Source organism: Micromonospora inaquosa (assembly GCF_003857055.1).
Lineage (GTDB): Bacteria > Actinomycetota > Actinomycetes > Mycobacteriales > Micromonosporaceae > Micromonospora > Micromonospora inaquosa.
Genome location: NZ_QGSZ01000241.1, coordinates 13,077 through 38,276, shown reverse-complemented (window position 1 = coordinate 38,276; position 25,200 = coordinate 13,077). Strand labels below are relative to the sequence as shown.

Here is a 25,200-nt window from a genome sequence, read left to right as displayed (position 1 = left end):
TCCGTCCGTGTCAATGCGACGGCACCCCGCCGAAGATCGCTGCCGTGCGGTCTGCCAGCTCGGTACGGTCCAGCTTTCCGTTCGGGAGCGACGGCAGGCGAGGGACGGCTCGGAACGCCCTGGGCACCGCGACTGCTGGTAGTAGCCGCAGCAGATGGGTTCTCAGCGTTCCTTCGTCGATGCTGGACAGGCCGGTGAGGAAGGCCGCGATCCGAGACTCGTGTACGCCGATTGCCGCGTCGGTGACTCCGGGAAAAGTGAGCAGAGCGTTTTCGATCTCGGCCGACTCGATACGCATTCCACCCAGTTTGAGTTGATCGTCGGCGCGGCCGTGATACCGCAGCAGACCATCGTCACCGAGGCTGACGATGTCCCCGGTGCGGTACTCGCGATGCTCGTTCACCACGCCGGGCGAAGAGATAACGAGTTCGCCGTCGTGAATGGACACCGTCGTTCCGGGGATCGGTCGGCCAATGGGCACGGGGTCATCGCCAGGGGCACATTTGTGCACAGTGCTCCACACCGTGCACTCGGTGGGGCCGTATTCGTTGTACAGAGCGGTCCGTGGCACGGTGTCGAAATGCTGCCGAACAAGGTCGGGCGAGCAGGTCTCCCCGGCGACGATCACCGTCGTGAGCGATTCGATCGGTGAACGCAGCAGCAGCCGGTAGAGCGACGGAACCATGAGCGCGTGCGTCGGATGATACTCCCGACCGGCCTTCAGGACGGCTGGCAGGTTTGCGGGCCTGTCGCTGGGGATGATGAGTGTCGAGCCGGTGCACAGCGTCCAGTAGATGCCCGCCACCGAACTGTCGAAGGATATGGACGAGCACAGCAGGAAGCGGTGCGGCGGCTCACCGTAATACTCGATCCGGGCTGTGGTGGAGTAGCTCAACGCGGTCCGGGAGACCGTCACCGCTTGAGGGTTGCCGGTCGAGCCGCTGGTGAAGATGGTGTAGGCGTACGGGCCGTCCCGCCAGGGCGCTTCCCCGTCGGGCAGGGTCGCGATCAGGTCCTGGGTGAGGTGGATACGCGCCCCGCTGCGCTGCTTCATCCGCTGCTGCCGCTCGGCGGGAAACGCCGTGTCGATCGGCACGTATCGGGCGCCCGCCCGCAGCACCCCCAGCATCCCGACGATTGCCCATCGGGACAGCGGGGCGTGCACACCAACGGGCTCGCCCGCGGCCACGTCCCGGCTCTTCAGATAGCTCGCTATGGAGCCCGACACGCGGTCAAGCTCCCCATACGTCGTTGATCCGTGACGGTCGACGAGCGCGATGGCAGCGGGGACCTCCCGCATGCGTGCCTGGATCATCGCCAGCACATCGTCGGTCATCGCGGTCGGCCCACCACTGGAAGGCTCTTGATGCCGGCAAGCCACGTTGAGCGCACGTGCACGATGTCGCCGGCGAGCTCGAATGAGGCAAACCGGTGAAACATCTCCTCGAAAACGATCCTCAGCGCGAGCCGGGCGAGCGCCGCCCCGATGCAGTAGTGCGCGCCGGCGCCGAAGGCCAGGTGGCGCTGCCCCCGGCGGGAGGGGTCCAGCCGGTGGGGATCAGGGAAGTAGCGCTCGTCGCGGTTGGAGGAGCCGATCCACAGCACCACCGCATCTCCGGCGGCGATTGCCTTGCCGTTGATGGCTGTGTCCTGGGTTGCCGTACGCAGGAAGTGCCCGGCGGGAGAGGTCCAGCGGATCGCCTCCTCCACTGCGCTGGGGATGGAAGTGCGCCGCGCGGCCCACGTCGGGTACTGACCGGTGCGCAGCAGTTCGCCGAGCGTCGCAGTGGGAACGTGGGCGATGGAGGCCGCAGCTCCCAGAATCAGGCTGTAACAGTTGGCCACTACTCCACCGGCGCTGATCGGCAGCGCCAACAGCGCGTCCACCAGGTCGCCACGCGGGCGCTTACGGTGTTCCAGCGACAGGTTCAGCAGGTAGGCGAACAGCTCGCGGTGACCCCGGTCGAGGGTCGCCTGAGGGCCCCCTTCGACAGCCGTGTCCGGGTCGTGTTCGGCGACCGACATCGCCACCAGGCGAGCGATCAGGGGCCAGTCCCGGGCCGGGATGCCCATCAGCGGCCCGAGGAACGCCATCGGCAGCGGCGAGATGGCGGTCGCGAAGTCGAAGCTTCCCGACAGCGACCCGAGCAGATCCCGGACATGTTCCCGGACCACGGCAGCATGCTGCTGAACAGCACGCATCGCCAGTTCACGTTGTAGGGGTCCGCGAATGTGGCCGTGCTCCGGCGGGTCGGTCGCGGAGAACTGCTGCCCCTGGGCCGGCTCTGTCCGGCCGAGCATGTTGAGCATGACGCCACCGGTGGAGGAGAAGGTGGCATGGTCCGACAGCACCCTCTCGGCCCCGTCGAAGGTGGAGACGGCCCAGAAGCCGGTGCTGTCGACAGCCTGCCACCGCACCGGCTCTCGCTGGCGCATCGCCTGCCACACCGCGTGCGGGTCGCCGGCGGCGAACAGCGCCGGGTCGCTGAGGTCGATCCGGGCGAGGTCGATGGCCGCCACGTCGGTCGACGGGACCAGGTTCATGCCGCCGAGACCTCCTCGAGAAGATCGGCGATGGTGGGCTTGAGGAACAGGACCGCCGCGTCGATCTCTATGCCGAACTCTTCGTAGATGTCCATCAGCAGGTCCGCGGCCAGAAGGGAGTCGCCGCCGAGGGCGAAGAAGTTGTCCTCGACGGTGACCGTGGGAACACCGAGTTTCTCGCTCCACAGCTTGATCAGCCGGCCCTGGAGCTCAGCGCGCTGCTGCATAAAGGTCTCCCCACCTGTCGACGAACCGTTGGACAAGTGCCCGCATCCCCGACTCGCGATAGAGGTCGTCCCGGTAGCGCAGGCACACCGTGTAGACGCCGCCGCCTCCGAGCTCCAGCCAGAAGGCGAGCCCGTTGACGGGCAGTATCGGTCCGCCGAGACCCAGACCGGCGGGAATGGTCAGTGGCTCGATGCTGTCGTCAGCCGGAACCTGGATCACCTCGAACTGAGCCAGGGCCGGACCACCACGGACGAAGGCGGCACCGGCAGCAGGCACCGTCTCGACGAGCACCGGGAAGGGAACCTCCTGGGCGTAGGCCGCAATGAAGGCACGCTGCACAGCGGGCAGGTCGGTCGTCGTCAGCCGCACCGGCAACACGTTCATGTAGAGGCCCACGGTGTCCCACTCGGATCGGTCGCGCCCGTAGGTCAGCACCGGGATGATCAGATCTCGACCTTCGCTCAGCGGCTGAAGAGCCTGGGCGAAGGCGGCGAACAGCACCACGAACGCGGTGCTCTGCGCCGCGCGGCCCACCACATCCGTCTGGGCCACCGTGATGTCTGTCCTGATCCGCAGTTCTCGGGTGCTCTCGGGCTCGCCGGGGCCAGCGTCCGTGGTCAGCGCTGGCACATCGGCGAGCGCCTGCTCCCAGAACGGGACGGCCCGGGACATCCTTCTGAGCTGCTTCGTCGACACGTCGTGTCGGTAGGACGGGGCCGGAGTTCCGTCGCCCTTGAGCACGTCGCGGATCAGGACACGCATCGACCAGGGGTCGGACACGGTGTGATGCGCCACGAGTAGCAGCTCGGGCCCGTTGACGTACGCCCAGAGTAGGCACGGTGACGTCGGCGGATAGCTCGCCGCCGACGCCGCCGCCCAGACGTTGTCCACGTCCGCCAGTGGCACCGGGCCGGCGCCGAGCACGGGATGCCGGCACACGGCGGCGTCGAGGCGGTCTTGAATCCAGTCGAGGTCCGGCTTCTCCGGAAGCCGCACGCCGCCAACGGCGACGAACCGCTCGGCGGGAACCCCGCTACCGGTCCAGGCGAGAATCCGCTGTCCGTATGGCGTGTCAGCCAACCTGTATCGCCTCCTCGTTCCGTTTCCCGGCAGTGTCAGCGGGCAGGTCGCGCATCCAGCGCAGAGGTGAGAGAAGCACCCAGAGTCCTGAGGCCCACACTCCGGCTGCGGCGATCCACAAGGTCGGTCGGACGCCGATCCAGGAGCCCAGCGCGCCGCCCAGGAGCGCGCCCAACGGCATCACCCCGAAGATGACCCACCGCACCGAGGCCGTCATCCGGCCGAGCAGTTCCGGTGGGCAGACCCGTTGGCGGTAACTGATCGAGGCGGCGTTGTAGATGGCGAACAGGGCGCTGAGGGCGGCCATGCCAAGGGTGTAGGTCGCCATGCCCCAACCCGGTCGCGACGCGGGGACGAGCAGAACCAGCCAGCCCAGGCCGAGCGGCGCAGCCCAGATGATCCTCGCCGTGCCCACTACCCGGGCCAGTCGTCCCGATACCAGCCCTCCAGTGACGCCACCAATGGTGATCAGGGCAAGAGTCAACGCGACCTGGCCCTCGGACAGCCGCAGAACCCGCACCAGATACAGCACCGAGAGAGCGAAAATCATCTGGCTGAACAGGTTCAGGGTCGCCGCCGCCGCAACCAGCCTCGGCATGATGGGGTGACGGAAAACAAACGAGAACCCCTCGGCCAACTCTCGGCGGAAGTGCCGTTCGCGCGCCTCGGCCCGCGCCGGCTCGTCTCGACGGATCAACAGCAGCGAGCAGGCGTTGCCGAGATAGGCCAGGGCATCCAACCCCACCGTTCTTGCCACACCCATCACCGAAATGAGCGCGCCGCCGACGCTGTACCCGGCGATCATCGAAACCGAATAGGTCGTGCTCATCTTCCCGTTGGCGTCGAGCAACTGGTCAGGCGCCACGATGGTTGGCACCAGACTGTGGTGAGCAGTTTCGTAGAGCACGGTGCACACGCCCGAAAGCAACGCGACAATCCAGAGTTGCGCCATCGTGACCCAACCGAACCAAGCGCCCACGGCGACAGTGGCCACCAGCCCGGCCCGCAACAGAAGGCAAATGACCATGAGCATTCGTTTCGGCCAGCGGTCCACCCAGACCCCCGCCGGAAGTGAAATCAACAGATAGGCGACCATCCTCGTCGCGGTCAGCACGCCGACCTCCAGCGCGCCCGCGTCAAGAACGGTCACCGCGAGCAGAGGGATGGCGAGCAACGAGATCGCGTCGCCCGTTTCGCTCAACGTCCGCCCCGACCAGAGCACCATGAAGTCGCGGTGACGCCAAAGGCTCCGACTCATCGCGCCGCCTCTTGCCGCAACGTCGCCGTCATCGAACTCAGCAAACTCTCCAGGCCCTCCCGGTCATAGCCCGATCGCATGACACGGAGGGTCAGACTGACCTCAGGAAAGACGCTGGCAATGAGGTAGAAACTCGGACCACTGCGTCCCCGTGGCGGCAACCACTCAATCCGGCTCTGCCCAAGGCCACCACCGGCCGCGGTATCAGTTGCGGGCGGCGAGACAAACGTGAAGAAACATCCCCGGTCGAGGTCCAGTGGCGCGACCGCAGCCGGGTCGACGATCCCGTGCTGAAGGGCGCGTATCGCGTTGATGTTGGCATCGGCGGCAACGGCAGCGAACGGGCGTCCCGCGCCTTCGGCGCTGCGGACCGGAACCCACTGCGTCATCGATGAGACAAGATTTCGCACCGATGGCTCCAGCCGGTTCGCGGACAGGAGGCACAGCAGGGGCGAGTCTCCACCCGCCATTCCGGCAAGAGCGTGCGAATAGGCCGCGAAGAGCAGATTGGGTAACGTCACTTCGAGTTTCTGTGCGGTTTTCCGGGCAAGGCCGAAGGAGATCCCGGTATGTGCACAGGCTCGCAGAAGGCCCTGGCGTTCAATGCCCGCCTCCCGCGGCGCGGCGGCAATCGTCTGTTCACGATATTCGGCGGCAGCAGCGAGCCTTGCTGCGTATGCCGGTTCTCGTTGACGTGCGGCCAGCCCTCGCGGAGTGGGGGCCGGCCGGGTTGCCGCTCGTGATGCGATCAGTGACTGGAAGTCCTGCTGGAGGACCATCAGGGCCGCGCCGTCGGCGGCAAGGTGGTGGATAATCAGCTGGACCTGGCACGTCAATCCGTCCTTCTGGACCGCCCAGGCCCGCCACGGGGGCTGCTCGGTCAGGTCGAAGGGCAGCCGCAACTGCTCGGCCGCCATTGCCGACCACTGTTCCCGCTCGACCGTCCCCTGGTAGGCGGCCGGAGCAGATTCGGCGACAATTTGGTGGACCTCACTGGAGTCGCCGGCCGTGCCGTAGCGCGTCCGTAGTGATTCGTGCCGTTCCGCAAGCGCGGCAAGCGCCCACCTGACCTTATCCGTGCCAATTCCTGATGGCACCGGCCAGGCCGGGTTCATGTTTGATTCCCAGCGTTGACTGGCGGGGCGACGCACGGCATCCTGCCATAGCGACAACTGGCCCATAGTAAGCGGATACGTGTTCTCTGCGTTCCCAGCCACCACGATATCTCCATAGGAATCGGGGCGGTCGCGGCTGTCGCACACCGGCCGCCCCGACCCCACGAGAATGGTTTCTGCCGGGGCTCAGCCAGCGCAGTCGTTCTTCACCATTCTGTTCACCTCCCCCGTTGCTCCGGATTAATATTCGGAACACTGTTGACCCTGACATTCGGCGGCGAGCAGCGTCAACGGAAAGGGCCGTACGAGAGCGTCCGAAAGCGTGCGAGATCCGCACACTCCAGGATCGCGGGCCGGGGCAGACGGGTACGGTCCACCGATGACCGTCGTACGCTCGATCCTGCTGTTCGTCGTCGCCGCCCTGTTCGAGATCGGCGGGGCGTGGCTGATCTGGCAGGGCTGGCGTGAGCACCGCGGCCTGTGGTGGATCGCCGCCGGAGTCATCGCCCTCGGCGCGTACGGATTCGTCGCCACCTTCCAACCCGACCCGAACTTCGGACGCATCCTCGCCGCCTACGGCGGTGTGTTCGTCGCCGGGTCCCTCGCCTGGGGCGTGATCGTCGACAAGTTCCGGCCCGACCGCTGGGACGTCATCGGCGCCGGCATCTGCCTGATCGGCGTCGCCTTGATCATGTACGCGCCCCGTTCGGCGGGCGGCTCCTGACCTGATTCGCCGGCGCGCGTACCGGTTGTCGTCGGCGGCGGTGCTGGGCACGGTGGCCGTGTCCAGCAGGCGGCCAGGTTCGGTTGATCAAGCGGGTACGCTCGTTACTGCTGCTGGCCGCGCTGCCCGGCACCAACGGCGCCGAACTGCCGGCTCCGACGCGAGCCCGCAGTGGATCCGCAGAACCTCGCGCCGCTCCAGGGGGTGTAACCGGGTGAGCCCTCATTCGACGTTGCTGTTCGTGCTCGCTGCTGTCGCTGTCATCGTCGTCGTGCGGTGGGTGGCGGCCCGTACCGGTCTGCCTGCCGCGGCGCTACTGCCGCTCATCGGCATCGCGTACGCGATGCTCCCCGGCCCCAACATCGGCCTTGATCCCGACTTTGTGCTCATGATCGTGCTGCCGCCGTTGCTCTACAGCGCGGCGCTGGACTCCTCGCTGTTGGACATCCGGCGGAACCTCCGCATCGTGGTCAGCCTGTCCGTGCTGCTGGTGCTCCTCACCGGGGTGCTGGTCGGCATCGGGTTCCACCTCTTCGTCGCCGGGGCGACGCTCGCTGCCGGGATCGCGGTCGGCGCCGCCATCGCGCCACCTGACCCGGTGGCCGCCCTGGCGGTGGGCCGCCGAGTCAACCTGCCACCGAAGCTGGTCACGATCATTCAGGGCGAAGGGCTGCTCAACGACGCCACCGCGCTGACGATGCTCAGCGTCGCGGTAGCCGCCGCCGTCGGCGGTGAGTTCTCGTTCCCGTCCGCCGTCGGCCAGTTCGTGCTGGCGGCGGTCGGCGGGGTCGCCGTGGGAGCGACAATCGCCTGGCTGGTGCGTCTGGCCCGGCCTCTCACCGCGGACCCGCTGTTGTCGAACGCCATCTCGCTCGCGACACCTTTCGTGGCCTACCTGTTGGGCGAGGCACTGCACGTCTCCGGGGTGCTCGCCGTGGTGATCGCCGGTCTGATCGTCGGCCATAAGGCGCCCCAGCTCACCTCGGGCGCCGCCCGGCTACAGACCAGCGCGGTATGGCGGCTGGTCGACTTCCTCCTCGAAGGCTTCGTCTTCCTGCTGATCGGCCAGCAGCTTCCCGAGGTCGTCAAGGGCGTGCGTCAGTACGACACGTCGACCATCGTCACCGCCATCGCCGTATCGGTCGGCGTGGTGCTCCTGCTACGCCCCGCGTGGCTGGTGATGACCCAGTCCCTCCCCCGGTCGCTGCACACCCGGCTGGGCGGAATCTCCGAGCAGGACGACCCCGGGACTGCCCGGCAGATCGAGCGCGCTGACCGCAACGCCCGCCGACTCACCTCCCGTGAAGTGGTGGCGCTGAGCTGGTCCGGCACCCGTGGCGTGATCAGCCTGGCCGCGATCTTCACCCTGCCGCTGACCACCGACAGCGGCGCACCCTTTCCCGACCGTGACCTCCTGCTGCTCTGCACCTTCGTGGTCGTCCTGGTGACACTCGTCGGGCAGGGCCTGACGTTCGCGCCGCTCGTGCGGATGCTGGGCCTACGCGCCAACGAAACGGACCAGGCCCGCGTACGCAACGAGGCCCGCTCGGCGGCGGTCGAGGCCGCCCTGGCCCGCCTCGACGACGTTGCCGCCGCGGAGCCGGACAGCGCGGCGGCCGTCAACAAGACCCGTACGCAACTGCTGGCCCGACTGGCGCGCTACCGCTGGCGGCTGGACCATCTGGAGCAGAGCGGCTCATCCGAGATACAGACCTCACCGGAGTACGAGACGGCGCTTCGTGTCCGGCGGACAGCCATCGACGCGCAGCGCGAGGAACTCGTGCGCTGGCGCGACTCCGGCCGGCTGCCGGACGAGGAACTCCGCGTACTGGAACGTGAACTCGATCACGAGGAACTGCTACTCCCGAAGCGGGCCACCAGCTGACCTGCCGCGATGCCCGCCGGTGGCGCGCGTCGGGTCGGCGCGGGAGTCGCGAGCCGTCACCAGGGCACCACACCGGCGTCCTCGAAGAAACCGCCGGTGGGGCCCCCGTCGGGCAGTGTGGCCAGGCGGATGGCGGTCGCCGCGCCCTGCTGGGGCGTACGCACCCCACGGAAGCCGTTGAGGTCCGTGGCGACGAAGCCCGGGCAGGCGCAGTTGATCAGGATGTTCGTGTCTGCCAGTTCGCGGACGTACTGAAGGGTCACCGCGTTCAGGAACGACTTTGAGGGCGCGTAGGCCGCGGCGACCGGGCCCGTGGTGGTCTCGCCATAGCCGCCCGACTGCCGGGTCAGAGAACCGACGCTGCTGGACATGTTGACGATGCGTGGCGAGGCCGACCGGCGAAGCAACGGCAGCATGGCGTTCGTCACCCGGATGACGCCGATGACGTTGGTCTCCACCACCGTACGGATGATCGTCGGATCGACGCTGCTCGGCTGCTGCGGCCTGTCGCCGGTGATTCCAGCGTTGTTGACCAGGGCATCGAGGCGTCCGGCACGTTCGGCGATCAGGTCGGCTGCGGCGGCGACACTGCGGTCGTCGGTGACATCCAACGGAACACCGAAGGCGTCGACGCCGGCGTCCCGCAGCCGTGTCACCGCCGCATCCCGCCGGGTCTGCTCTCGCGCCCCGACCCCCACGGTCCAGCCCAGCGCACCCAGGCCTGCCGCAATCTCGTACCCAATGCCCTTGTTGGCCCCGGTGACCAGGGCGATCTTCGTGTCAGTCATGTCTTCGACTGTGAGTCACGGCCCGCGAACCGGCCAAGACCACCTGAGTCATGACCGATACCGTGAGGGTATCGCCGCACCTCCGTACCCGGCTAGGCTTCAGACGTGGAGACACGAGAGCTGCGGTACTTCGTCGCCGTGGCCGAGGAGCTGCACTTCGGCCGAGCGGCGCAACGCCTGGGCATAGCCCAGCCGCCACTGTCGCGGGCGATCAGTCAGCTCGAACGCCGCCTGGGTGTCGCCTTGCTCAAGCGCGACAGCCGGTCGGTGACCCTGACCGAAGCCGGTGCGGTCCTGCTCCGCGAGGGACGAGCAGCGCTGGACGCCGTGGAAGCTGCCGAGCATCGCGCCCGACGCGCAGCTCTCGCCGCCACTGGTCGGCCCAGCGTCGTGCTGGCGACCAAGGCTGGAGCGTCCAGCGAATTGCTCGCGAAGCTGCTGCACGCCTACGCCGCCGAATCTGGATCGGTCGACGTCGACGTGGTGCTGTGTGGCCCCGGCGAACAAGAACGACTGTTACGGACCGGACGTGCCGATGTCGCGATCCTTCACCACCCGTTCGACGACCTGACCGGGTTCGACACCGAAGAACTGCTCACCGAGGGCCAGGTCGCCATCCTCCCGGCCGGCCACCCCCTCACCACCCGCACGAGTCTGCAGCTCAGCGAGGTGACCGAGCTGCCCGACCTGCCGCTGCCGCGCTGGCCCGCCAATGACGGCACCTATCCCGACGGCCCAGGCCCCGAGGCGCAGAGTCACTCACAACTTTTCCAGCTGATCTCCCTTGGCCGGACCTTGCTGATCGTGCCTGATTCCGCCCGATCCCAGTTGACCCATGATCTCGTCGCCGTACCGATCGTGGACGCGCCAGAAGTCACCACGGTCATCGCCTGGCCCCCGCACAGCCGCTCCCGAGCCGTCGCTGATCTCGTCCGAGCCGCACTGCGCCGCTAAATGCGTGCAGGCGCTACGTACGAACGACCACTCACGATCGGCGTACGCGAAAAAGGCCCCGGCCCGGTGTTAACCACCAGGTCAGGGCTTGGTGCGCCGCCAGGCTGCCGATCAGGACGGCGGAACGTTCGGCAGCAGGTCGTCGTCGCGTCCGGTCTGGGGTAGCCCGGCGGCAGCGGCAATGGCCTCGACGGCCTCGTCCAGAGTGGTGGTCTCCGGTAGGACGAGTTCGCCCGGCCAGCCCAGAACATCGTGAGCGGCGTACCAGCCGCTCATCTGATCGCTGGTGAACTCGGTGACCTGCGGACGCGTGAGGTGTCGGCGCAGGGTCTCGGCCAGGGACACGTCGAGATAGCAGAACAGCGACCGGCCGCGGTGCCCGTCCCACAGGGAGGTCAGCATGCTTCGGTAGCGGCTGGTGTGCAGGATGCCCTCCAGCACGACGTGATAGCCGTGGTCCAGCGCGAACCGGACGGTCTGCCCGATCAACGCCGGTGCCGCGCCGCCGGGCTTGTCCCGTTCGCGCAGCAGGATGCGACGCAGGTAGTCCTGCTCGACCAGGGCGCAGCCCCGGCCGTGCCGGCGTCGTAGCTCGCGGGCGGTGCTGCTCTTGCCCGAGCCGGAGTTGCCCCGGACGCAGACGAGGATCGTGTCCAGGCTGCCAGTGGGTTCAGCGAGCACGATGCCTCCTCGGCTTCAGTCGTTGCGCACGGTGAGATTGAGGGCGGCCACGGCCAACTGGGTGAGGTCAGGAAGTTGGGCCTCGCCGAGGGTCACGCCGCGCAGGTTGTCCAGCGGCGTCTTGAGGCCCTGGAGGGGGCTGCCCCGCAGGTCGGTGCCGTCGAGCTGACAGGAGTCCATCTCCAGTCCGGTGAGGTCGCAGGACCGCAGCGCGATGCGAGGAAGCCGACAGGAAGACCACGCGCCGTTGGTGAGAGTGCAGTCGGTGAACGCGACCGAGCCGGCGGCGGTGACGCGTTGGAAGGTGGCGTAGTCGAAGCGGCAACCGTCGAACAGGACGTCCTTGAGGCGTACGTCGGTGAGTCGGGTGCCGGTGAACCGGGAGCCGGTAATGGCGCACCGCTCGATGGTGATGCCGGTCAGGGTCGCGCCGGAGAAGTCGGTGCGGGTGATCTCGCAGCCGTAGAGGCTGCCCGCCTCCCAGGTGCTCTCGCTCAGGTCCACGCCGGTGATCAGACTGCTGCGGATGCGCGCGTCCTCAAGGTGCGAGCCGTGCCACGCCGCGCCGTCGACGAGGGCCTCGGTGAGGTTGCCGTCCAGGTCCGTCGTGGCGTCGAGGTCGTCCGGTTCGAGGTCCGGCAGCAGGACCTTCACGTCGCCGATCGTGGTGGTGCGCATGTGTCCTCAACCTGTGCGGGCGCGAGGTGGGCACGACATCAGGCGTGACGACGTCCAATGAGCGCCAGCTCGGTGATCTTGGTTGCCACCGGGAAGCCGTCGTGCAGACGGCTTTGACCATTCTCTTCGACGAGCCGGGCCAGGTCCGCAATCAGCTCGGCTTGAAGGTCAGCGTGGGTGGCCCCCCACATGCACTTGACCCTGTTGAAATAGATCTCGTAGGTGCGAAAGCCACCAACCGCAGCCCTGTCGAACACTGGGAAAATTCGGGGAAGCAGAAAGTGGCAGAACTTCGATTGGAAGACCGGAGAACCCGACTTTGTTGGCTTCAGCCGCCCGACCACCTCGGCAAACGCCCGCACTTGCTCCCAGGTAACGCCGGAGATATCCATATCCTTCACCGGCGCGCATGCCTGATGCCAGGCGGTGGCCAAGCTGTCCCGGTTGGCGACCAGTCGAACATTCACGTCGGCTCGAGAGTGCGGGCGCAACGCCTTCCAGGAGGTCAGTCGCCGACCGAAGTCCGGCCACCAGTCGTCCAGAAACTCGCCATCCGGGTTCTGGGCGGCCAGCACCGCATAAGCACCGTTATGGAAGTCGTTCGGCCACTTCGTTTTCGTCTGCCACCATCGCACACCAGCAGCGAACTCTTGCCTGTCGATAGGTTGCACGCGCGCATCCTACGGCCGGAGCACAATCATCGATACCTGGCGAACACCGTCGAGACCGGCCGACGACGTCCACATACATGGCATCGCATCCCACCCGACGCGAACCGATCCGACGGTTCCCGAGCACCCACCGAGCGGCCACCCGCCACCGCCGTACGCGAAAAAGGCCCCGATACGGTGTGAACCACCAGGTCAGGGCCTATCTCGTTGGTGCGCCGCCAGGGACTCGAACCCCGAACCCGCGGTTACCGACCGTAGCCACCTCGACCTTGTCAATGACTGTCAAGGCTAGGCGCTGAGCTGCACAGACACGCCAAAGCGGTCATCTCTTTCTGTCACTGGTTGTCAACCTCAAGCGGGGGTTTTCGGGGGGTAAACGGGGGCAGGCCGGCGTCAGATTCCCGCGCACCCCCACAGACCGCCATAGGACCTACCTCATAAAGAAGACGACGTGCGCCTACCCATCGTGACCCGCCTACCAAAGAAAATATTCGTATCGGTGCCAGTGCCCGGCATTCCTTGCGTCGTGTGTGAGCGGGATGCCGACGCATGTGGGTTGTCCTGTCCGGGGGGACACGTCGCAGACTGTTCACCGCCGTCGGGAACGTTGGTAATCGAAGCGGTTGGCACCCAAGGCGAACTCACGGCGCGGTCTCACCAGGGCCGGTGTTCAGGCCTCCCGTCAGTGCCAGTGGCACCGTTGAGGTACGTCTTGGAGTAGGTGTTCCATGCCGCTGACTCTCCCGAGCTGCGCGTCGCGTTGTCCGACCAGTCTGACGACATCGGCGAGACCGAACAAGCCTTGCGGAAGTTGATCGGTGACGCAAAACGCCGACTTGAGCGGGTCGAGGACGAGTACGAGCACTTGGCCAGCGGATCGACATTCAGTGGTGGGGACCGGAGTGCAGCATCTCGTGTAATCGGGAACGCCGCAGCCCGATCAACTTTTTCGCCGTCGGTGACGATACCTGAGCCGCCACATATAGAGAGGACTTACCTTGGGAACGAACTGCCGAGTCGGAGTGCCAAGGCCGCGCCGACGCCACCGCAAGCCCGACGCATCTGAGTATTGGATGGTAATCGGGATCTCGCCAACGCTATAAGTTTCAGCCAATGCCTCATCAACCTGAAACTTGGCCGAAAAGGTTCCATCCACGACATCAGCCCTAGCGGCTGGCACTACATCCTCAAAAAGATTCACGGTTAGATCAAAGACTGGCAAACCGCTGTAGTTAGACACCTCCCACACAACCTCGTAACGTAAATACGCCCCGCTAGACGCTATCTCAAGCAGCATGCTCCTTTCAATCGCCTTAATTCGCCCGACCACCAATCGCGCCTGGGCCGCCTCATTGTCTCGCTGCTCGTCCCGGCGTACGCGGATCTCATGGCGCAGCAAGAGCACAGTCGCGAGCGCGGCTATCCCCGATAGCGCGAGACCTGCCAGGCTTCCCCACGCCTGCATCCAGTCGGTGATCTTCGGGGCCTCAGCAGCAAGCACCCGGACAGGGTAGGACCTCGATGCGACATACCCAGGTCACGAGGCAGTCCCACCAGATGAAGACGAAGCCTCGGACCAGATGGGAAGGGGGTTAGGACTGGTCAACGGCCCTCTTACGTTGGCTGGGCAACGGACCTACCGACCACGGAGGACACCATGACCGAACCGGACGAGCCCGCCACTACGACCGCGAAGGCCACCGAGGCCGCCACCCGCAAGGCCCCGAACATGAAGGCCACCGCGGCTAAGCCCGAGTTAGCGCCGAAGGTCACCGACAAGGGGCGCCTGGACCACACGAGTTGTGGATACCTTCGCGACCTCAAGGGCCGGGCGGCCTGCCGGACGAACCACGCTAAGTCCGCCGCAGAGATCGCCAAACGACCTCATGCGAATAGCCGCCGATATGGCTTAGGCCGTCACGCGCGAACTGCACAGGCCCGTGCGTGGTCATCAGCTCTCACCTGGCCAGTGACACGTCGGGTTATTCACCCATGGCAGCACGGGGGTGTCTCAAGGAAATCCCCTCAGGGGGACGTCCGACTCAGAACGAATCGATGCAATCCCCCGAGGCCCTACCGTCAGGTTGTGGAGCTGCTTGGGCGGGACGAGATCCGCGAGTTGCTGGGCGGTATCAGTAGGTAGCGCGCCACGATCATCGTGGGCAGGAAGGGCTTTCCCGATCCCTACGTCGTCTTGAGCATGGGCCGCGTCTGGGATGGCAGGCCGTTCGCGCCTGGATTGCCAGGAACCGGCCTGGCCTCGCTGAAGAGGACTGACCGGGCAGAACGTCGCCTGCCCGGTCAGCCGGCCGTCGCGCGATCTACCGACGCCACCAATGGAACAGCTCGGATGCAGCCTTCACGATGGCGGCGCGGTCTTTGGATTCAGCACCCCACAAGGCGATACCGGCCACGATGACTTTGCCGGCTACCGGAAGCCCCACGAGAACCGCAGCGACCAGCGGGCTAGCTGCGGCGATGGGCTCAATGCTGGATAGTCCCACTGCTTGCCTCTCCTCACTCTGGTCGAGTGAGGCCGCGCAGGGCTCAGCTCGACCAGTACGCATGACTGGTGGAGCCGAGGTCCTGCGCCGATTGAGCGGGATCTCAGAATTTGCAAAACCTTCACGTACGGGCTGGCACCCCCACCAATCGGCAGAGGGGATGCCCTAACTCCGGTTCCGAGCCCGAAGTTAGTGTCCTCTCTCGGTTTGCCGATCCGTCCAGCTCGGATCGACAGCCGACAGCTTAGACGACCCGCGCAACCCGAGGCCAACGCGAAGGGCTCTCAGGTTGCCCCCGGTCACGGCGCTGGCCAACATCTCCCGTCCGCGTGGGTGGGAGGCGTTGATTGGGGTGTTCAGTTGTTCACCGCGCGGGCAGCACGCAGGTCAGCGAACGACGACATTGCGAGATCCCGGCGCACCAGGCCCGATGAGGGCGAGATCAGTCCGGTGTGACTTATCTCACTCGGTTCATTTTTATACATCAACTCGGGTCATCAGGTAGAGTCCAAGACCGTGACCGAACGAGACGAAGCGCTTTCCGAGCTGCGAGCCGGCGGGATACTCAACGCCTTGCGATGGATCCAGGAATCGGCGCACGCGCGAGCAACGCAGGACTTCGATCCGGCAACGGGTCACGACCAGGCAGTGCTTGGGTTCAATGCCTTCAAGCTCATGTGCGATCGACACGATCGCGTCTTCTCTTGCCAGCGCTTCGCCCTCGGGTCGCCGTCGCCTGAGGCCGGAGAGGGATTCGATGTACTGGTGGAAGGTCTGACCCAGTCCGACATTGACACTATGCCCTCAATTGCACCCGGCTCGGTCGTCCGTTCCAACCTCAGTCAGTCGCCTGGCTGGCGGTTCGGACGCTGGCGCTGGCTACTGGCGTCGTTCGAGTTCGGAGAGATCGATCGGATCCCCTGGCCGAGAAAGAGCCCAACCAAACGCAAAGTCGCCGCCCAGCCTCACCCCGACCAATTCATGCTGCTTGGGGTCGATGGCACCAGCATTAGCGATGCCTTTGCAACGATCGGGGATTTGGCCGGCGACGAGGTCGAGGACGATGCGATCACGCTCGTGCTCGCCCACAGCCTCGACCGCCACACCGGGCTCAGCGAGCTATACGTCGGCCGGTCGGCACTCAACCCCGGCGGTGCCCTAGCCTGGCACTGGAAGGAACCCCTCATCGGCGGTCCCGGTGGCACGCCAGGCACGGGCCTCAAGCCCGGCCCACGGCAACCTATCGCTCCTCAGACGAACAACGTACCGGACGCACCCGTCCGTCTCCGTTCGAAGTCGGCGGAAGGACCACGCGATCAGGCCGCGAGCGGGGCATGAATATCTCACCTCGCTTCCCCAATCAACTTGCCGATGTCGCCAGGGCATTTAGCGGACGTCGACTGACCCTCGCGCGAAAACTCGCAGGGCTCCGCAAAAATGCACTCGCAGAGCGGATCGGGAAAACCCCCACAGCCGTCGCTTCCTACGAGAATGGAACGAAACGTCCAGCGGCGGCGACTGTCGCTAAACTTGCGCTGTCTCTTGGAGTGGAACCCTCGTTCTTCCTTGCCGGAGGAGGCGACGATGTAGCAACCCAACTTCCTCACTTCCGGTCGCTTCGATCCACCACTCAAGTGGTAAGAGATCAGGCTAATTCCTATGGCCTACTTGCCCATGACATTGTGACCTCACTGGAACGACATGTCGAGTTTCCCATTCGAAACATTCCACAGTTTCCGGTCTCACCCGATCGAGTTTCGGTCGGCGAGCCGGAAGACGCGGCTCGGAAACTACGAGCTGCGTGGGGTATAAACACCGGCCCAGTTGGCCACCTTATCCGGCTGGCAGAACACCACGGCATAATCGTGATTTTCTCCATCCCGCAGGCAGCCGCCATCGACGCCTTTTCGATTGAGACGGCCATTCGTCCTCTAATTATGCTCAATCCCGTGAAAGATGACTACTTTCGGCAACGATTTGACGTCGCGCACGAGATGGGGCATCTGGTGATGCACGCGGATGCCGAGCCGGGCGGGCAGATTATCGAAGATCAGGCCCACCGGTTCGCGGCAGAGTTCCTGATGCCCGAAGAAGAGCTAGTCGGGGATTTGCCGGTCAAGGTAGGCTGGCCCAGGCTGTTTGCCCTAAAGGACAAATGGAACGTAAGCCTTCAAGCTCTGCTAATGCGGGCGCGCCAGCTGTCTGTGATGAATGAGTCTTCGTACAACCACGCCATGGCGACGCTGTCAGCTAGAGGCTGGCGGCGTCGAGAACCGGGTGTAATGCCCACCCCCGAACAGCCTTCGCTGCTTCCACGTAGCTTAGAACTTCTGGAGCAAGCTGGGTACGACATGGAGCTGCTCGCCAACGAGTGCCGCGTGCCGGTCGAAGTTTTCCGTGCCGCAACTGCGAGGCGTCCCACTCGAGATCTCGAGGGATTCGGGGAACAGGCAACAGCAGCGTCACCCGACCCTGCAATGGGCGAGTTATTCACCCTAGACGATTTTCGGGCCGCTCCTTGAAGTCGTGGCTCAGGCTACGGCAGCCACCGAGTTAAGAGCATACCTGCATCGCGAGGCCGGAGGTGTGAGAGTTCACCGTCCCTCGCACTTCCGACCATCTAATGAGTCGTGCGCGACGACTGCGGAATCGCCACGATCGTCGGCACACGCGTTTTTTGCAAGGCAGGGACTAACTGCTATTAGAGGCGTCACGCCACTTTTCAGGTTCACCTTCGTCGGTTTTACACCATCGCTGGCCAGTAAAATCGACGAAGACGGCTGTTACTGGGGCCCTCCCACCCACCGGGGACCACCCGTCGCCTCCGAGTTCTACTGGGGGTGAAAACTTACGACGCGACTCTTGGACCACGCCCCGCGGTATGGCTGAGATGGGTGGTAATGGGAGCCGCTGTCCGGGGAGGTCTACATGCAGCTGCACCTGCCGAATCGGACCCGCGCTATCGTTGTGCACGGTGGCGATTACGTTACTCACGAGCCCGTTGACGATGGTGAATCTTGCAGCGCTAACGATCACGGTACGGGCAAGGGCTAGGGCTGCCTCCGCTCGTTCTGCGGCAAGTTCAGTCCGTGCTTCACGCGCTTGCTGTCGCTCGTGACGGAGAAGCCACGTCGCGGCCAAGGCAGCCGTCAACCCGGTGAGAACGCCAAGGACGCTTCCCCATGCCTGCATCCAATCTGTGACCTTTGGCTGCTCTTCCCCGGCGGCGGCATGGTAAGTCACTGAGATGGAGGCCATCCCTAGGATCAACGCGGTGAGAATGCAGACCCCGCTTCCGATGAGAAGCAGGAGGGACTGCCGGTCAAATTTCATCAGTGCATCTTGCTCGTCGGCGACGCGACTAGCGCTGTCGGTTTCACGACAGTCGCGATGGTGCCGTCTGACTAGTACAGCGGCAGCGCAGTACGGCAAACGGCTAGCCGCAAGAGCGACCACAAGGCGACCTGAGCTAGCCGGTATCGGGGGTGGCCGCGAGGGCCGCACTGCCTGGTTCAGGTACCAGATGGCTCACGGATGATTGCAGTCAGTGGCGGTTGACCCAGACGGCGAAGGGCCATTTCTAGCCAGGAGGCTTCCCCGCTGTACCCCAGGCCGGTTCGAGCCCGGTTCCGGCTGAGAGCACGCGATGGGTTTGCTGGGGGTATCACGAAGGCCAGGCGCTGCCGTCGCCCCGTAAGTACCCGACGGAGTGCTGCCGGGCCGTGCGCGAGTTGCCGCCAACTGGCTCGGGTTTCAGTCAGGGCACGTCGGACCGACGCTCCGGCGGTGGATCAACGGAGACGATGGGCTGATGCGCGAGCAGGCTAATATCGGCGATGCTGATCGCGTCGAGCACGATCGCCGCCGCCGCTTCCGCACAGCAACACTGCGTTCAACGCCTCAGTTGGCCCGGTCCCTATCCACCCACGGCGTCACCAAGGCCGCACCATACCCGATCAGACCCCTGCCATCCACGGCCACACGCAACCGCGCAGCTCATCCGTACTTATTCGCAGGAGGTTGCACATGTTTCCGCAAACTAAACTATTCTGCACACTCTCATTCTTGAATCAGATAAGCTCTTTTCTTTTTGGCCCCGATGAACCCAACCTCTCCAACTGAGAGAGGCTGAAGGGCGATGCGGGAACTTGGGATCGACCTGGCTCAGGTGAGGACGTTCTTCGTCGAGGATCCGGAGCAGGCGTTTGTGTTGATTAGAGTGCCCGTGGACGCTGCTGATCATTGGGCCGATCTTCTTGGCGTTCCGGCGCGACGCTGCTATGTCTCGGATGGCAATGCAGCTGCCAACGTGGCGAGGACTGGCCAGCCGTTGTCCGCGGTTATCGCGGCCAAGACTCCCGATCCGGGTTCGGTCATGGCGGGAGATTTCGGCGAGATCCTTACGGCGTTGTTCCTAGCTGCGTCGGCGCATCCGGCCGACGTTTACGACCCCAAGAAGTGGCGACTCAAGCAGGATCGGACCAAGCCTGCCCCGTATTCAGATGTAGTGCAGTTGATTCTTCCCGAATGGCCGAAATCTTCGCCCAATGATCGGCTGGTTTGCGCCGAGGTCAAGACTAAGTCCACTGACGGCAAGTCAACCCCCATCGCATCTGCCATAGCGGACTCTCGCAAGGATCGAGAGGGGCGCCTCTTGAAGACTCTCGTCTGGCTTAGGGAACGTGCTATTGGCGAAGACCTCGGAACTGTGGGGCTGGATCATATCGAACGGTTCCTCAAGGCTATTGATCATCCACCCGCCGCCCGGGATTTCCGCGCTGTTGCCATCGTATGCTCCCGCTTACTGAACGTCGAGATCGAGGACGTAAAGACGCCCCCGGAGGACGAGTGCACTCTCATCGTTATTTCGGTCCCCGACTTGAAGAATAACTACGAGGCGTTGTATACGGCGATCGCCGCGAGCGTCGCCTGAGGAGCTGGTGCCTGATGAGACAAAATCTTCGCCGGTGGGTGGCCGACGCTGACACGCGCCAGAACGTCGATACATTTCGCCTACGCGCTCAATTGACTCCTCTTAGCTATCAGGAGGGGAGGAGTACTGATCTTTACTTCTCCCTGGTTGGAGAGCTGTTTGACCTGCTGCGCGGATCAACCGACGACAAGCGCGACTGGGCAACCTTGGGGAACGCACTAGCACAGCTTAGCGAGAAATTGACGGGAGCCGCGCGTTCTGATTCTCTCCTCTTCTCCTCTGTAGCGTTCTACATCGGCGGCTATTCGGCATCAGCTTATCTGACCATGCAGCAGGCCAATCCGAGTGATTGGCCCTCGGAAATTTACCGGGCGTGCTACGACCTGATAGCGCGTCCGCGGAGACTAGGATCCCAGACAGCTAACGAATTGCTGGCCGCACTCCAGAGTGGTCGCACTAATCAGATAGAGCGGCGGGCGGAAGCCGCTGTTGTCGCGGCACGGGAGGCGCTCTCACAAGGCCCGGACGAGTGGGTGGTCAGTTACGTATACGCCTCGCTGATCGCCCGCTTCAGTCGCGTCAACATACGTGCGGTCCTACCCGCCGGAGACACGGAACGCTGGAATCCCCTTGTCAGTTCACTCCTTAGCCGTCGACCTCCCGTCTGGGACTTCTTCCCATCGCAGGTGCAAGCTATCGAGGCTGGGCTGCTAACAAGCAGCGAATCTTTCTCTCTGCAAATGCCAACTGGGGCCGGGAAAACGGCGCTTACCGAAACACTAATTTTCAGTCACCTCACCAACAGCCCCGGGGCCGCCGCCCTCCTCTTGGTGCCCTACCGGGCGCTCGCACGCGAGCTACGCGGGTCCCTCGCCCGGCGCCTGTCTGCGGTTGGCCTTCCGACAAGGACGATCTACGGCGGGACGGTGCCGACCCGCGAGGAGACACAGGATCTTGAAGGAATTCGTGTCTTTATTGCCACACCGGAAGCGTTTACAGGGCTATTGAGCAAGTCGCGAGAGCTACTGTCGAGCATTTCGCTCGTGATCTGCGATGAAGGGCACCTTCTGGATGAGGGAGCTCGAGGGGTCGGCCTGGAGTTGCTACTGACTCGCCTCCGGAGGCGAGAGTTACTCCGGCCGCGCATGGTGTTCATCTCGGCCATTGTCCCCAACATCGAAGAGATCAATGCCTGGCTCGGTGGTCGAGACGAAACAGTCGTTAAGAGTAGTTTTCGGCCTGCGGAAGTCGAGTATGCTGTGCTGCGCCCTGCAGGAAGCGGCAGACGGCTTGCCGTCGGTCTGCAAATGCAGCCCGTGGCGACCACACTGCAAGCCCACACTTTGCCAGGCTTCCTTCAGGCCGCCGACTTCGAATATCGGAATTCGACGACCGGCCGAACAAATACGTACCCCTTTTCGTCGATCAAGACACAGGCGATCGCCACCGCCCGCAAATCGTTGGCGCTTGGCACGGTGGCCGTCTTCGCAGCTACTAAGACCGGCGATCAAGGCGTCGTCGGCCTGGCGGAGGAGCTCATCAAGCAGATCGAGTCCGGCCTACCACTTCCCGACCCCGGCGAGCATGTGCCCGAATCGGGCATCGTGCGTGAGGTCGGTGCCTATCTTGAAAGCGAGTACGGCGCCGACTGGATTGGCACCCGGGCCCTGTTTTCGGGCGCGGTGGTTCATCACGGCGACATTCCTCAAGAAACGCGCGAAGCTGTGGAAGAGCTACTGTCTCGCCGACAGGTGGGGCTGGTTTTATGTACGAGCACATTGGCGGAAGGGATTAACCTTCCGATTCGGACTCTGGTGCTGTATTCAGTACAGCGGAGGTCACATTCTGGACAGCCTGTCCCGATGTTCGCTCGAGACATCAGAAATCTTGTTGGACGTGCCGGCAGAGCCGGAAGCTCGACAAAGGGGCTGGTCATCTGCGCGAATCCCCGGCAGTGGCCCACCATCCGCCCCGTTGCCGCAGGGCAGCCGGGCGAGGACGTGCACGGCGCGCTCAGGGAACTGATCGGGAGACTGCAAGAGGCGCTGCGGCGAGATGGCCGCAGCCTGTCCAACCCGGCCCTAGAAGCAAGCCCAGGGCTCTACCCGCTTGTTGATGGCATCGATGCAACTCTTATCGAACTCATTCAAGACGAACTCGGGGACGAGCGATTCACTGAGGTCGCGGCCTCATTAGGTGCAGAAACCTTCGCGGCGCAGCAGATCGATGCTGCTGGTCAGCGCCTTCTCACTGATGTTTTTACTCTGCGCGCCCAACACATCACGGGTCTGCGAGCTACCAACCGGCTGGCGTGGGTTCGCGAGACTGGAGCAAAAGCACGCTTACTCGACTCAGTTGTCGATCAACTGGCCCCGAGCCTTGCCGATTGGGAAAACATCGATTCGCCCCTAAACATGCAGCTCTTGGACGCCCTGCTGGCATGGGCGTACGCGCAACCTGACTTCTTAGATACCCTACGTGGTGCCTATCGCTCAGACGACCCGCCGGCGGTAGCCGACCTTCGTGCACTCATTCACGCTTGGATGGCCGGGAAATCATTCGCTGAAATCGCCCATGAACTGAACTCCGACATCGACACCCTGTTGAGAGTCCATGCCAGTGTGGTCGCTCACGCCTTCACTACGCTCGTAGAGCAAGGAATTTCTCTTCTTGAGCGGTATCTAGCTGACGACGAGCGCAGTCTTGCGACGGCTGTCGTTAACCTTGCCAGCTATCTTCGATTCGGTGTTGCGACCTCGGCGGCCCGTGCAATGATGGCAAGCGGTATGCGTCATCGACGTGCCGCAGTAGCCCTAGGAAATGACCCGGCCATGGCGTTATCGGCGAACCTGCTTCTGGCACCCTACGAGGTGGCGCGGTTGCTACTGCAAGATGAACAGCGTTGGCGAGACCAGCTCGGCGAATTCGTCTACCGCCGAACGGTGGAAGACGTAGCCGACAATAATTCGGCTACCTTTGTGCCATAGCCGACATCCCGACAGCATGAAGTGATGCAGAGACGCGCAAGGCGCAGTAGTGGCTGCTGTACAGGTAGACCCACCGACCACCGTGCCCGCCTGCCCAACATTCGTACCCACTTTCGGAACGGTGCAAATCGTGGATCTTTGGACAGTCCTGGCTTCGCCGGCTTGGGGCGCACTCGAATCGCTTGGCACTGCCGCCGCCGTTGGAGTCGCGGCGTGGGCGGCGACGCAAGCACGGTCCTCGTCACGCGAATCGAACGCGGCCACCATCACTCTGTCGTCAATCGAGAGCCAGCGCCGTCACAGCGAATTGATCCCCCGCTTACGGGTAGTCTGTGAGCCCTGCAACCCGGGCTCAGATATCTTGCGCCTCCGAGTCATGCTGATCGGACCGCCAGGGCTTGACCGCCTCGATCGCCTGACCGTGACCATTCGCAACGATCACTTCAGCCGCGGGAAAGGCGAGCATCGGCAGCACTTGGACGGCCCGACGCAAGATGAGATCCGCGAGCACATTTGGGGCCCATATCGCTTTACGCCTGGAACCGGGCCGGACGACGCGCAAGCCGATCGCAAGGGCCGAGGCACAGCGTACGACGCACCTCTGCCAATAGGCGAAGAGTTGCCGTACCAACTTGAGCAGACCACACTGGGGCACTGGATGAGGAGCATGACGCAGCAGGACTGGCTGCATCAGCAGGGAACCGTCATTCGCCTAGCCTTCACTGCCGAACACCAGACGCACGGGACCTGGTACCTGCCCTGCGAGATTGACACCAAGACTGTTCCAGTGACGGTATTTGTGCCCAGTCGAGCATAAATTTGCCGTGACGGCTGAGGGCCGTTGACCGTCGAAGTTAACCGCCCTAAGCCAGGCAGTGTCGCCCACGATGACCGCGCGCTGCGGCAACACGCACCCGGCGAACGTCGCCGAGGAGGCTGGCGACGTTCAGGCTGGCGACGCTGACGAAGACGACCCGGAGCGTGTTTCCCGAAGCGCTGAGCGCGGCCCGCCCGCTGGGGGTACGGACGCGTGGGGTGTAGGGCAAGCGGACGTTAAGCGCTTTCTGGGCAGGACAACTAGTCCTCCACAGCCGGGAGGAAGCTGTACCACGCCAACTCATGATGGGGTTCGCTGACGAACCAAGCCCAAGTTCCTGGCGCGAGGTCCTTCAGTCGGCGCTTGGCGGGCTCGGCGTTTCGGGACAGGAACGCGGTCAGGAAGGAGCACCTGCTGGACTTGATGTTCTGTTGTGCTGCCCATCCGAGTAAAGCCATACGTCGGCTTCGGGAGACTGGGCCGTCAGTAGCGACTGCTTCAACGATCCAGAAGTGGACAGGTTCAGTGCCGAGGTCAGCGAGGAGCGCATCCGGTAGGACGTTCGCCTGATCAATTTTGATTCCGAGGACTTGCAACAGTTGCTCGTCCCCCAGGTGCACCTTCACGCCTGGTTCTGAAATTGCCAGTACCACGGGTTTAGTCAGGCGGGTGGGCGCCCAGGACTCGACAACGCCTTTAAGGATGTGCGAGGACTTGCCGGGCTCCAGCGTGCGCGCTGTACCGTCAGGCAGAGTGATCGTCACAGCATGCTTGTCGGTCTCCGCCTTACGAACTACGTTGACCTTGAGGCGCGTGCCCGGATCGAGGTGCAGTTCACGCCAGTCGCTAGCCGCCTTTTCGAGTTCTTCGCCCGTGAGAGTGGGGTCGAAGAGGTCGGCGAAGTCGTCGAGCAAGGCCCAGCGGGGGCGTGAGCTTGACGTGGCTACGCCGGCCTTCTTACGCATTGCGCCGTGCTCGTGCCAAAGGCGAAAAGTCTCATCGCGCAGCGTCTCCCGGGAGTTGTCTGCGTACAAGGGGGCAAAGGGGACACCCCACGACTGGTGCAGAGCCTCCACATGCTTCTTTTGCCCGGCTGCCGTCTTGCGCCATAATTCCCGGTCGGCATCGCTCTGGCGCGAGAGCGCCTCTTGCGACATCCAGGTGACCGTTGATGGCCTTGCCCAGACCACGAGGTCAGCTTGGTCATCGACCTTGCATACGGCGTCGATGTAGAGCAGGGCGGTGATGGCCAGCCCGGCAAGCGGGTTGGAGAGCACCGTGTCGAAGGCAGCTCTCGGGAAGATCATTTGGAGGCGGCGTTCAGCTTCCGGCGGATCCACCGAGTTGCGCAAG

General features: G+C 64.2%; 20 protein-coding genes. 8 read left to right on the top strand and 12 right to left on the bottom strand.

Annotation, left to right across the window (positions count from 1 at the left end; genetic code table 11):
• Nucleotides 1-10: 10 nt before the first annotated feature.
• From DLJ59_RS21235 to DLJ59_RS21210, 6 genes are read right to left on the bottom strand one after another with little or no spacing between them, the layout of a single operon-like run.
• Entirely contained in the window at nucleotides 11-1,336 is a 1,326-nt protein-coding gene (locus tag DLJ59_RS21235) for an amino acid adenylation domain-containing protein (protein ID WP_124774380.1), read from the bottom strand.
• Nucleotides 1,333-2,544 (bottom strand): cytochrome P450, encoded by a 1,212-nt coding sequence (locus DLJ59_RS21230; RefSeq protein ID WP_124774379.1) that lies wholly within the window; start codon nucleotides 2,542-2,544, stop codon nucleotides 1,333-1,335. Before DLJ59_RS21230 ends, DLJ59_RS21235 begins: the two co-directional genes overlap by 4 nt.
• On the bottom strand, nucleotides 2,541-2,771 hold the full coding sequence (locus DLJ59_RS21225) for a phosphopantetheine-binding protein (protein WP_124774378.1): 231 nt from the start codon (nucleotides 2,769-2,771) through the stop codon (nucleotides 2,541-2,543). The genes DLJ59_RS21230 and DLJ59_RS21225 overlap by 4 nt, the downstream gene beginning before the upstream one ends.
• Nucleotides 2,755-3,852 (bottom strand): condensation domain-containing protein, encoded by a 1,098-nt coding sequence (locus tag DLJ59_RS21220; RefSeq protein WP_124774377.1) that lies wholly within the window; start codon nucleotides 3,850-3,852, stop codon nucleotides 2,755-2,757. The genes DLJ59_RS21225 and DLJ59_RS21220 overlap by 17 nt, the downstream gene beginning before the upstream one ends.
• Nucleotides 3,845-5,110: an MFS transporter gene (locus tag DLJ59_RS21215; RefSeq protein WP_124774376.1), complete on the bottom strand. Its 1,266-nt coding sequence runs from the start codon at nucleotides 5,108-5,110 to the stop codon at nucleotides 3,845-3,847. Before DLJ59_RS21215 ends, DLJ59_RS21220 begins: the two co-directional genes overlap by 8 nt.
• Nucleotides 5,107-6,327, bottom strand: coding sequence for a condensation domain-containing protein (locus DLJ59_RS21210; RefSeq protein WP_279635768.1), 1,221 nt, complete (start codon nucleotides 6,325-6,327; stop codon nucleotides 5,107-5,109). The genes DLJ59_RS21215 and DLJ59_RS21210 overlap by 4 nt, the downstream gene beginning before the upstream one ends.
• A gap of 277 nt (nucleotides 6,328-6,604) precedes the next feature.
• Between DLJ59_RS21210 and DLJ59_RS21205 the strand changes: the two genes are divergently transcribed.
• Nucleotides 6,605-6,949, top strand: a complete 345-nt coding sequence (locus DLJ59_RS21205) for a YnfA family protein (protein WP_112582170.1) — start codon at nucleotides 6,605-6,607, stop codon at nucleotides 6,947-6,949.
• 214 nt (nucleotides 6,950-7,163) lie between these two features.
• Nucleotides 7,164-8,834, top strand: a complete 1,671-nt coding sequence (locus DLJ59_RS21200; protein WP_124774374.1) for a Na+/H+ antiporter — start codon at nucleotides 7,164-7,166, stop codon at nucleotides 8,832-8,834.
• A gap of 56 nt (nucleotides 8,835-8,890) precedes the next feature.
• On the opposite strand, the gene DLJ59_RS21195 is transcribed toward DLJ59_RS21200, so the two are convergent.
• Nucleotides 8,891-9,622: an SDR family oxidoreductase gene (locus DLJ59_RS21195; RefSeq protein ID WP_124774373.1), complete on the bottom strand. Its 732-nt coding sequence runs from the start codon at nucleotides 9,620-9,622 to the stop codon at nucleotides 8,891-8,893.
• A gap of 105 nt (nucleotides 9,623-9,727) precedes the next feature.
• On the opposite strand from DLJ59_RS21195, the gene DLJ59_RS21190 reads away from it, so the two are divergent.
• The gene (locus tag DLJ59_RS21190; RefSeq protein WP_124774372.1) at nucleotides 9,728-10,576 is read left to right on the top strand and encodes a LysR family transcriptional regulator; all 849 of its coding nucleotides are present in this window, start codon (nucleotides 9,728-9,730) and stop codon (nucleotides 10,574-10,576) included.
• A gap of 111 nt (nucleotides 10,577-10,687) precedes the next feature.
• Here DLJ59_RS21190 and DLJ59_RS21185 read toward each other — a convergent pair whose 3' ends face one another.
• From DLJ59_RS21185 to DLJ59_RS21170, 4 genes are all read right to left on the bottom strand, one after another.
• Nucleotides 10,688-11,257: a kinase gene (locus DLJ59_RS21185; protein WP_124774371.1), complete on the bottom strand. Its 570-nt coding sequence runs from the start codon at nucleotides 11,255-11,257 to the stop codon at nucleotides 10,688-10,690.
• A gap of 15 nt (nucleotides 11,258-11,272) precedes the next feature.
• Nucleotides 11,273-11,935, bottom strand: a complete 663-nt coding sequence (locus tag DLJ59_RS21180) for a pentapeptide repeat-containing protein (protein WP_124774370.1) — start codon at nucleotides 11,933-11,935, stop codon at nucleotides 11,273-11,275.
• A gap of 38 nt (nucleotides 11,936-11,973) precedes the next feature.
• Nucleotides 11,974-12,606, bottom strand: a complete 633-nt coding sequence (locus tag DLJ59_RS21175) for a hypothetical protein (protein WP_124774369.1) — start codon at nucleotides 12,604-12,606, stop codon at nucleotides 11,974-11,976.
• A gap of 940 nt (nucleotides 12,607-13,546) precedes the next feature.
• Nucleotides 13,547-14,107, bottom strand: a complete 561-nt coding sequence (locus DLJ59_RS21170) for a hypothetical protein (RefSeq protein ID WP_124774368.1) — start codon at nucleotides 14,105-14,107, stop codon at nucleotides 13,547-13,549.
• A 1,519-nt stretch (nucleotides 14,108-15,626) separates the two neighbouring features.
• Between DLJ59_RS21170 and DLJ59_RS21165 the strand changes: the two genes are divergently transcribed.
• From DLJ59_RS21165 to DLJ59_RS21145, 5 genes are all read left to right on the top strand, one after another.
• Nucleotides 15,627-16,448, top strand: coding sequence for a hypothetical protein (locus tag DLJ59_RS21165; protein WP_124774367.1), 822 nt, complete (start codon nucleotides 15,627-15,629; stop codon nucleotides 16,446-16,448).
• The gene (locus DLJ59_RS21160; RefSeq protein WP_124774366.1) at nucleotides 16,445-17,632 is read left to right on the top strand and encodes a helix-turn-helix domain-containing protein; all 1,188 of its coding nucleotides are present in this window, start codon (nucleotides 16,445-16,447) and stop codon (nucleotides 17,630-17,632) included. The genes DLJ59_RS21165 and DLJ59_RS21160 overlap by 4 nt, the downstream gene beginning before the upstream one ends.
• Before the next feature lie 1,616 nt (nucleotides 17,633-19,248).
• On the top strand, nucleotides 19,249-20,043 hold the full coding sequence (locus DLJ59_RS21155; RefSeq protein WP_124774365.1) for a Hachiman antiphage defense system protein HamA: 795 nt from the start codon (nucleotides 19,249-19,251) through the stop codon (nucleotides 20,041-20,043).
• Nucleotides 20,044-20,057: 14 nt separating this feature from the next.
• Nucleotides 20,058-23,030, top strand: coding sequence for a DEAD/DEAH box helicase (locus DLJ59_RS21150; RefSeq protein WP_124774364.1), 2,973 nt, complete (start codon nucleotides 20,058-20,060; stop codon nucleotides 23,028-23,030).
• A gap of 376 nt (nucleotides 23,031-23,406) precedes the next feature.
• A complete protein-coding gene (locus DLJ59_RS21145) occupies nucleotides 23,407-23,847 on the top strand; it encodes a hypothetical protein (RefSeq protein ID WP_124774363.1) in 441 nt (146 codons plus the stop codon).
• Between the two features lie 260 nt (nucleotides 23,848-24,107).
• Here the strand turns inward: DLJ59_RS21145 and DLJ59_RS21140 are convergent, their stop codons facing one another.
• The gene (locus DLJ59_RS21140) at nucleotides 24,108-25,199 is read right to left on the bottom strand and encodes a BsuBI/PstI family type II restriction endonuclease (protein WP_208648782.1); all 1,092 of its coding nucleotides are present in this window, start codon (nucleotides 25,197-25,199) and stop codon (nucleotides 24,108-24,110) included.
• Nucleotide 25,200 lies beyond the last annotated feature (1 nt).

Bases quoted from the DNA above. Each gene is read 5' to 3' on its own strand.
- DLJ59_RS21235 (WP_124774380.1), bottom strand. From the start codon at position 1,336: ATGACCGACGATGTGCTGGCGATGATCCAGGCACGCATGCGGGAGGTC.
- DLJ59_RS21230 (WP_124774379.1), bottom strand. From the start codon at position 2,544: ATGAACCTGGTCCCGTCGACCGACGTGGCGGCCATCGACCTCGCCCGG.
- DLJ59_RS21225 (WP_124774378.1), bottom strand. From the start codon at position 2,771: ATGCAGCAGCGCGCTGAGCTCCAGGGCCGGCTGATCAAGCTGTGGAGC.
- DLJ59_RS21215 (WP_124774376.1), bottom strand. From the start codon at position 5,110: ATGAGTCGGAGCCTTTGGCGTCACCGCGACTTCATGGTGCTCTGGTCG.
- DLJ59_RS21205 (WP_112582170.1), top strand. From the start codon at position 6,605: ATGACCGTCGTACGCTCGATCCTGCTGTTCGTCGTCGCCGCCCTGTTC.
- DLJ59_RS21195 (WP_124774373.1), bottom strand. From the start codon at position 9,622: ATGACTGACACGAAGATCGCCCTGGTCACCGGGGCCAACAAGGGCATT.
- DLJ59_RS21180 (WP_124774370.1), bottom strand. From the start codon at position 11,935: ATGCGCACCACCACGATCGGCGACGTGAAGGTCCTGCTGCCGGACCTC.
- DLJ59_RS21160 (WP_124774366.1), top strand. From the start codon at position 16,445: ATGAATATCTCACCTCGCTTCCCCAATCAACTTGCCGATGTCGCCAGG.
- DLJ59_RS21155 (WP_124774365.1), top strand. From the start codon at position 19,249: ATGCGGGAACTTGGGATCGACCTGGCTCAGGTGAGGACGTTCTTCGTC.
- DLJ59_RS21150 (WP_124774364.1), top strand. From the start codon at position 20,058: ATGAGACAAAATCTTCGCCGGTGGGTGGCCGACGCTGACACGCGCCAG.
- DLJ59_RS21145 (WP_124774363.1), top strand. From the start codon at position 23,407: ATGCTGATCGGACCGCCAGGGCTTGACCGCCTCGATCGCCTGACCGTG.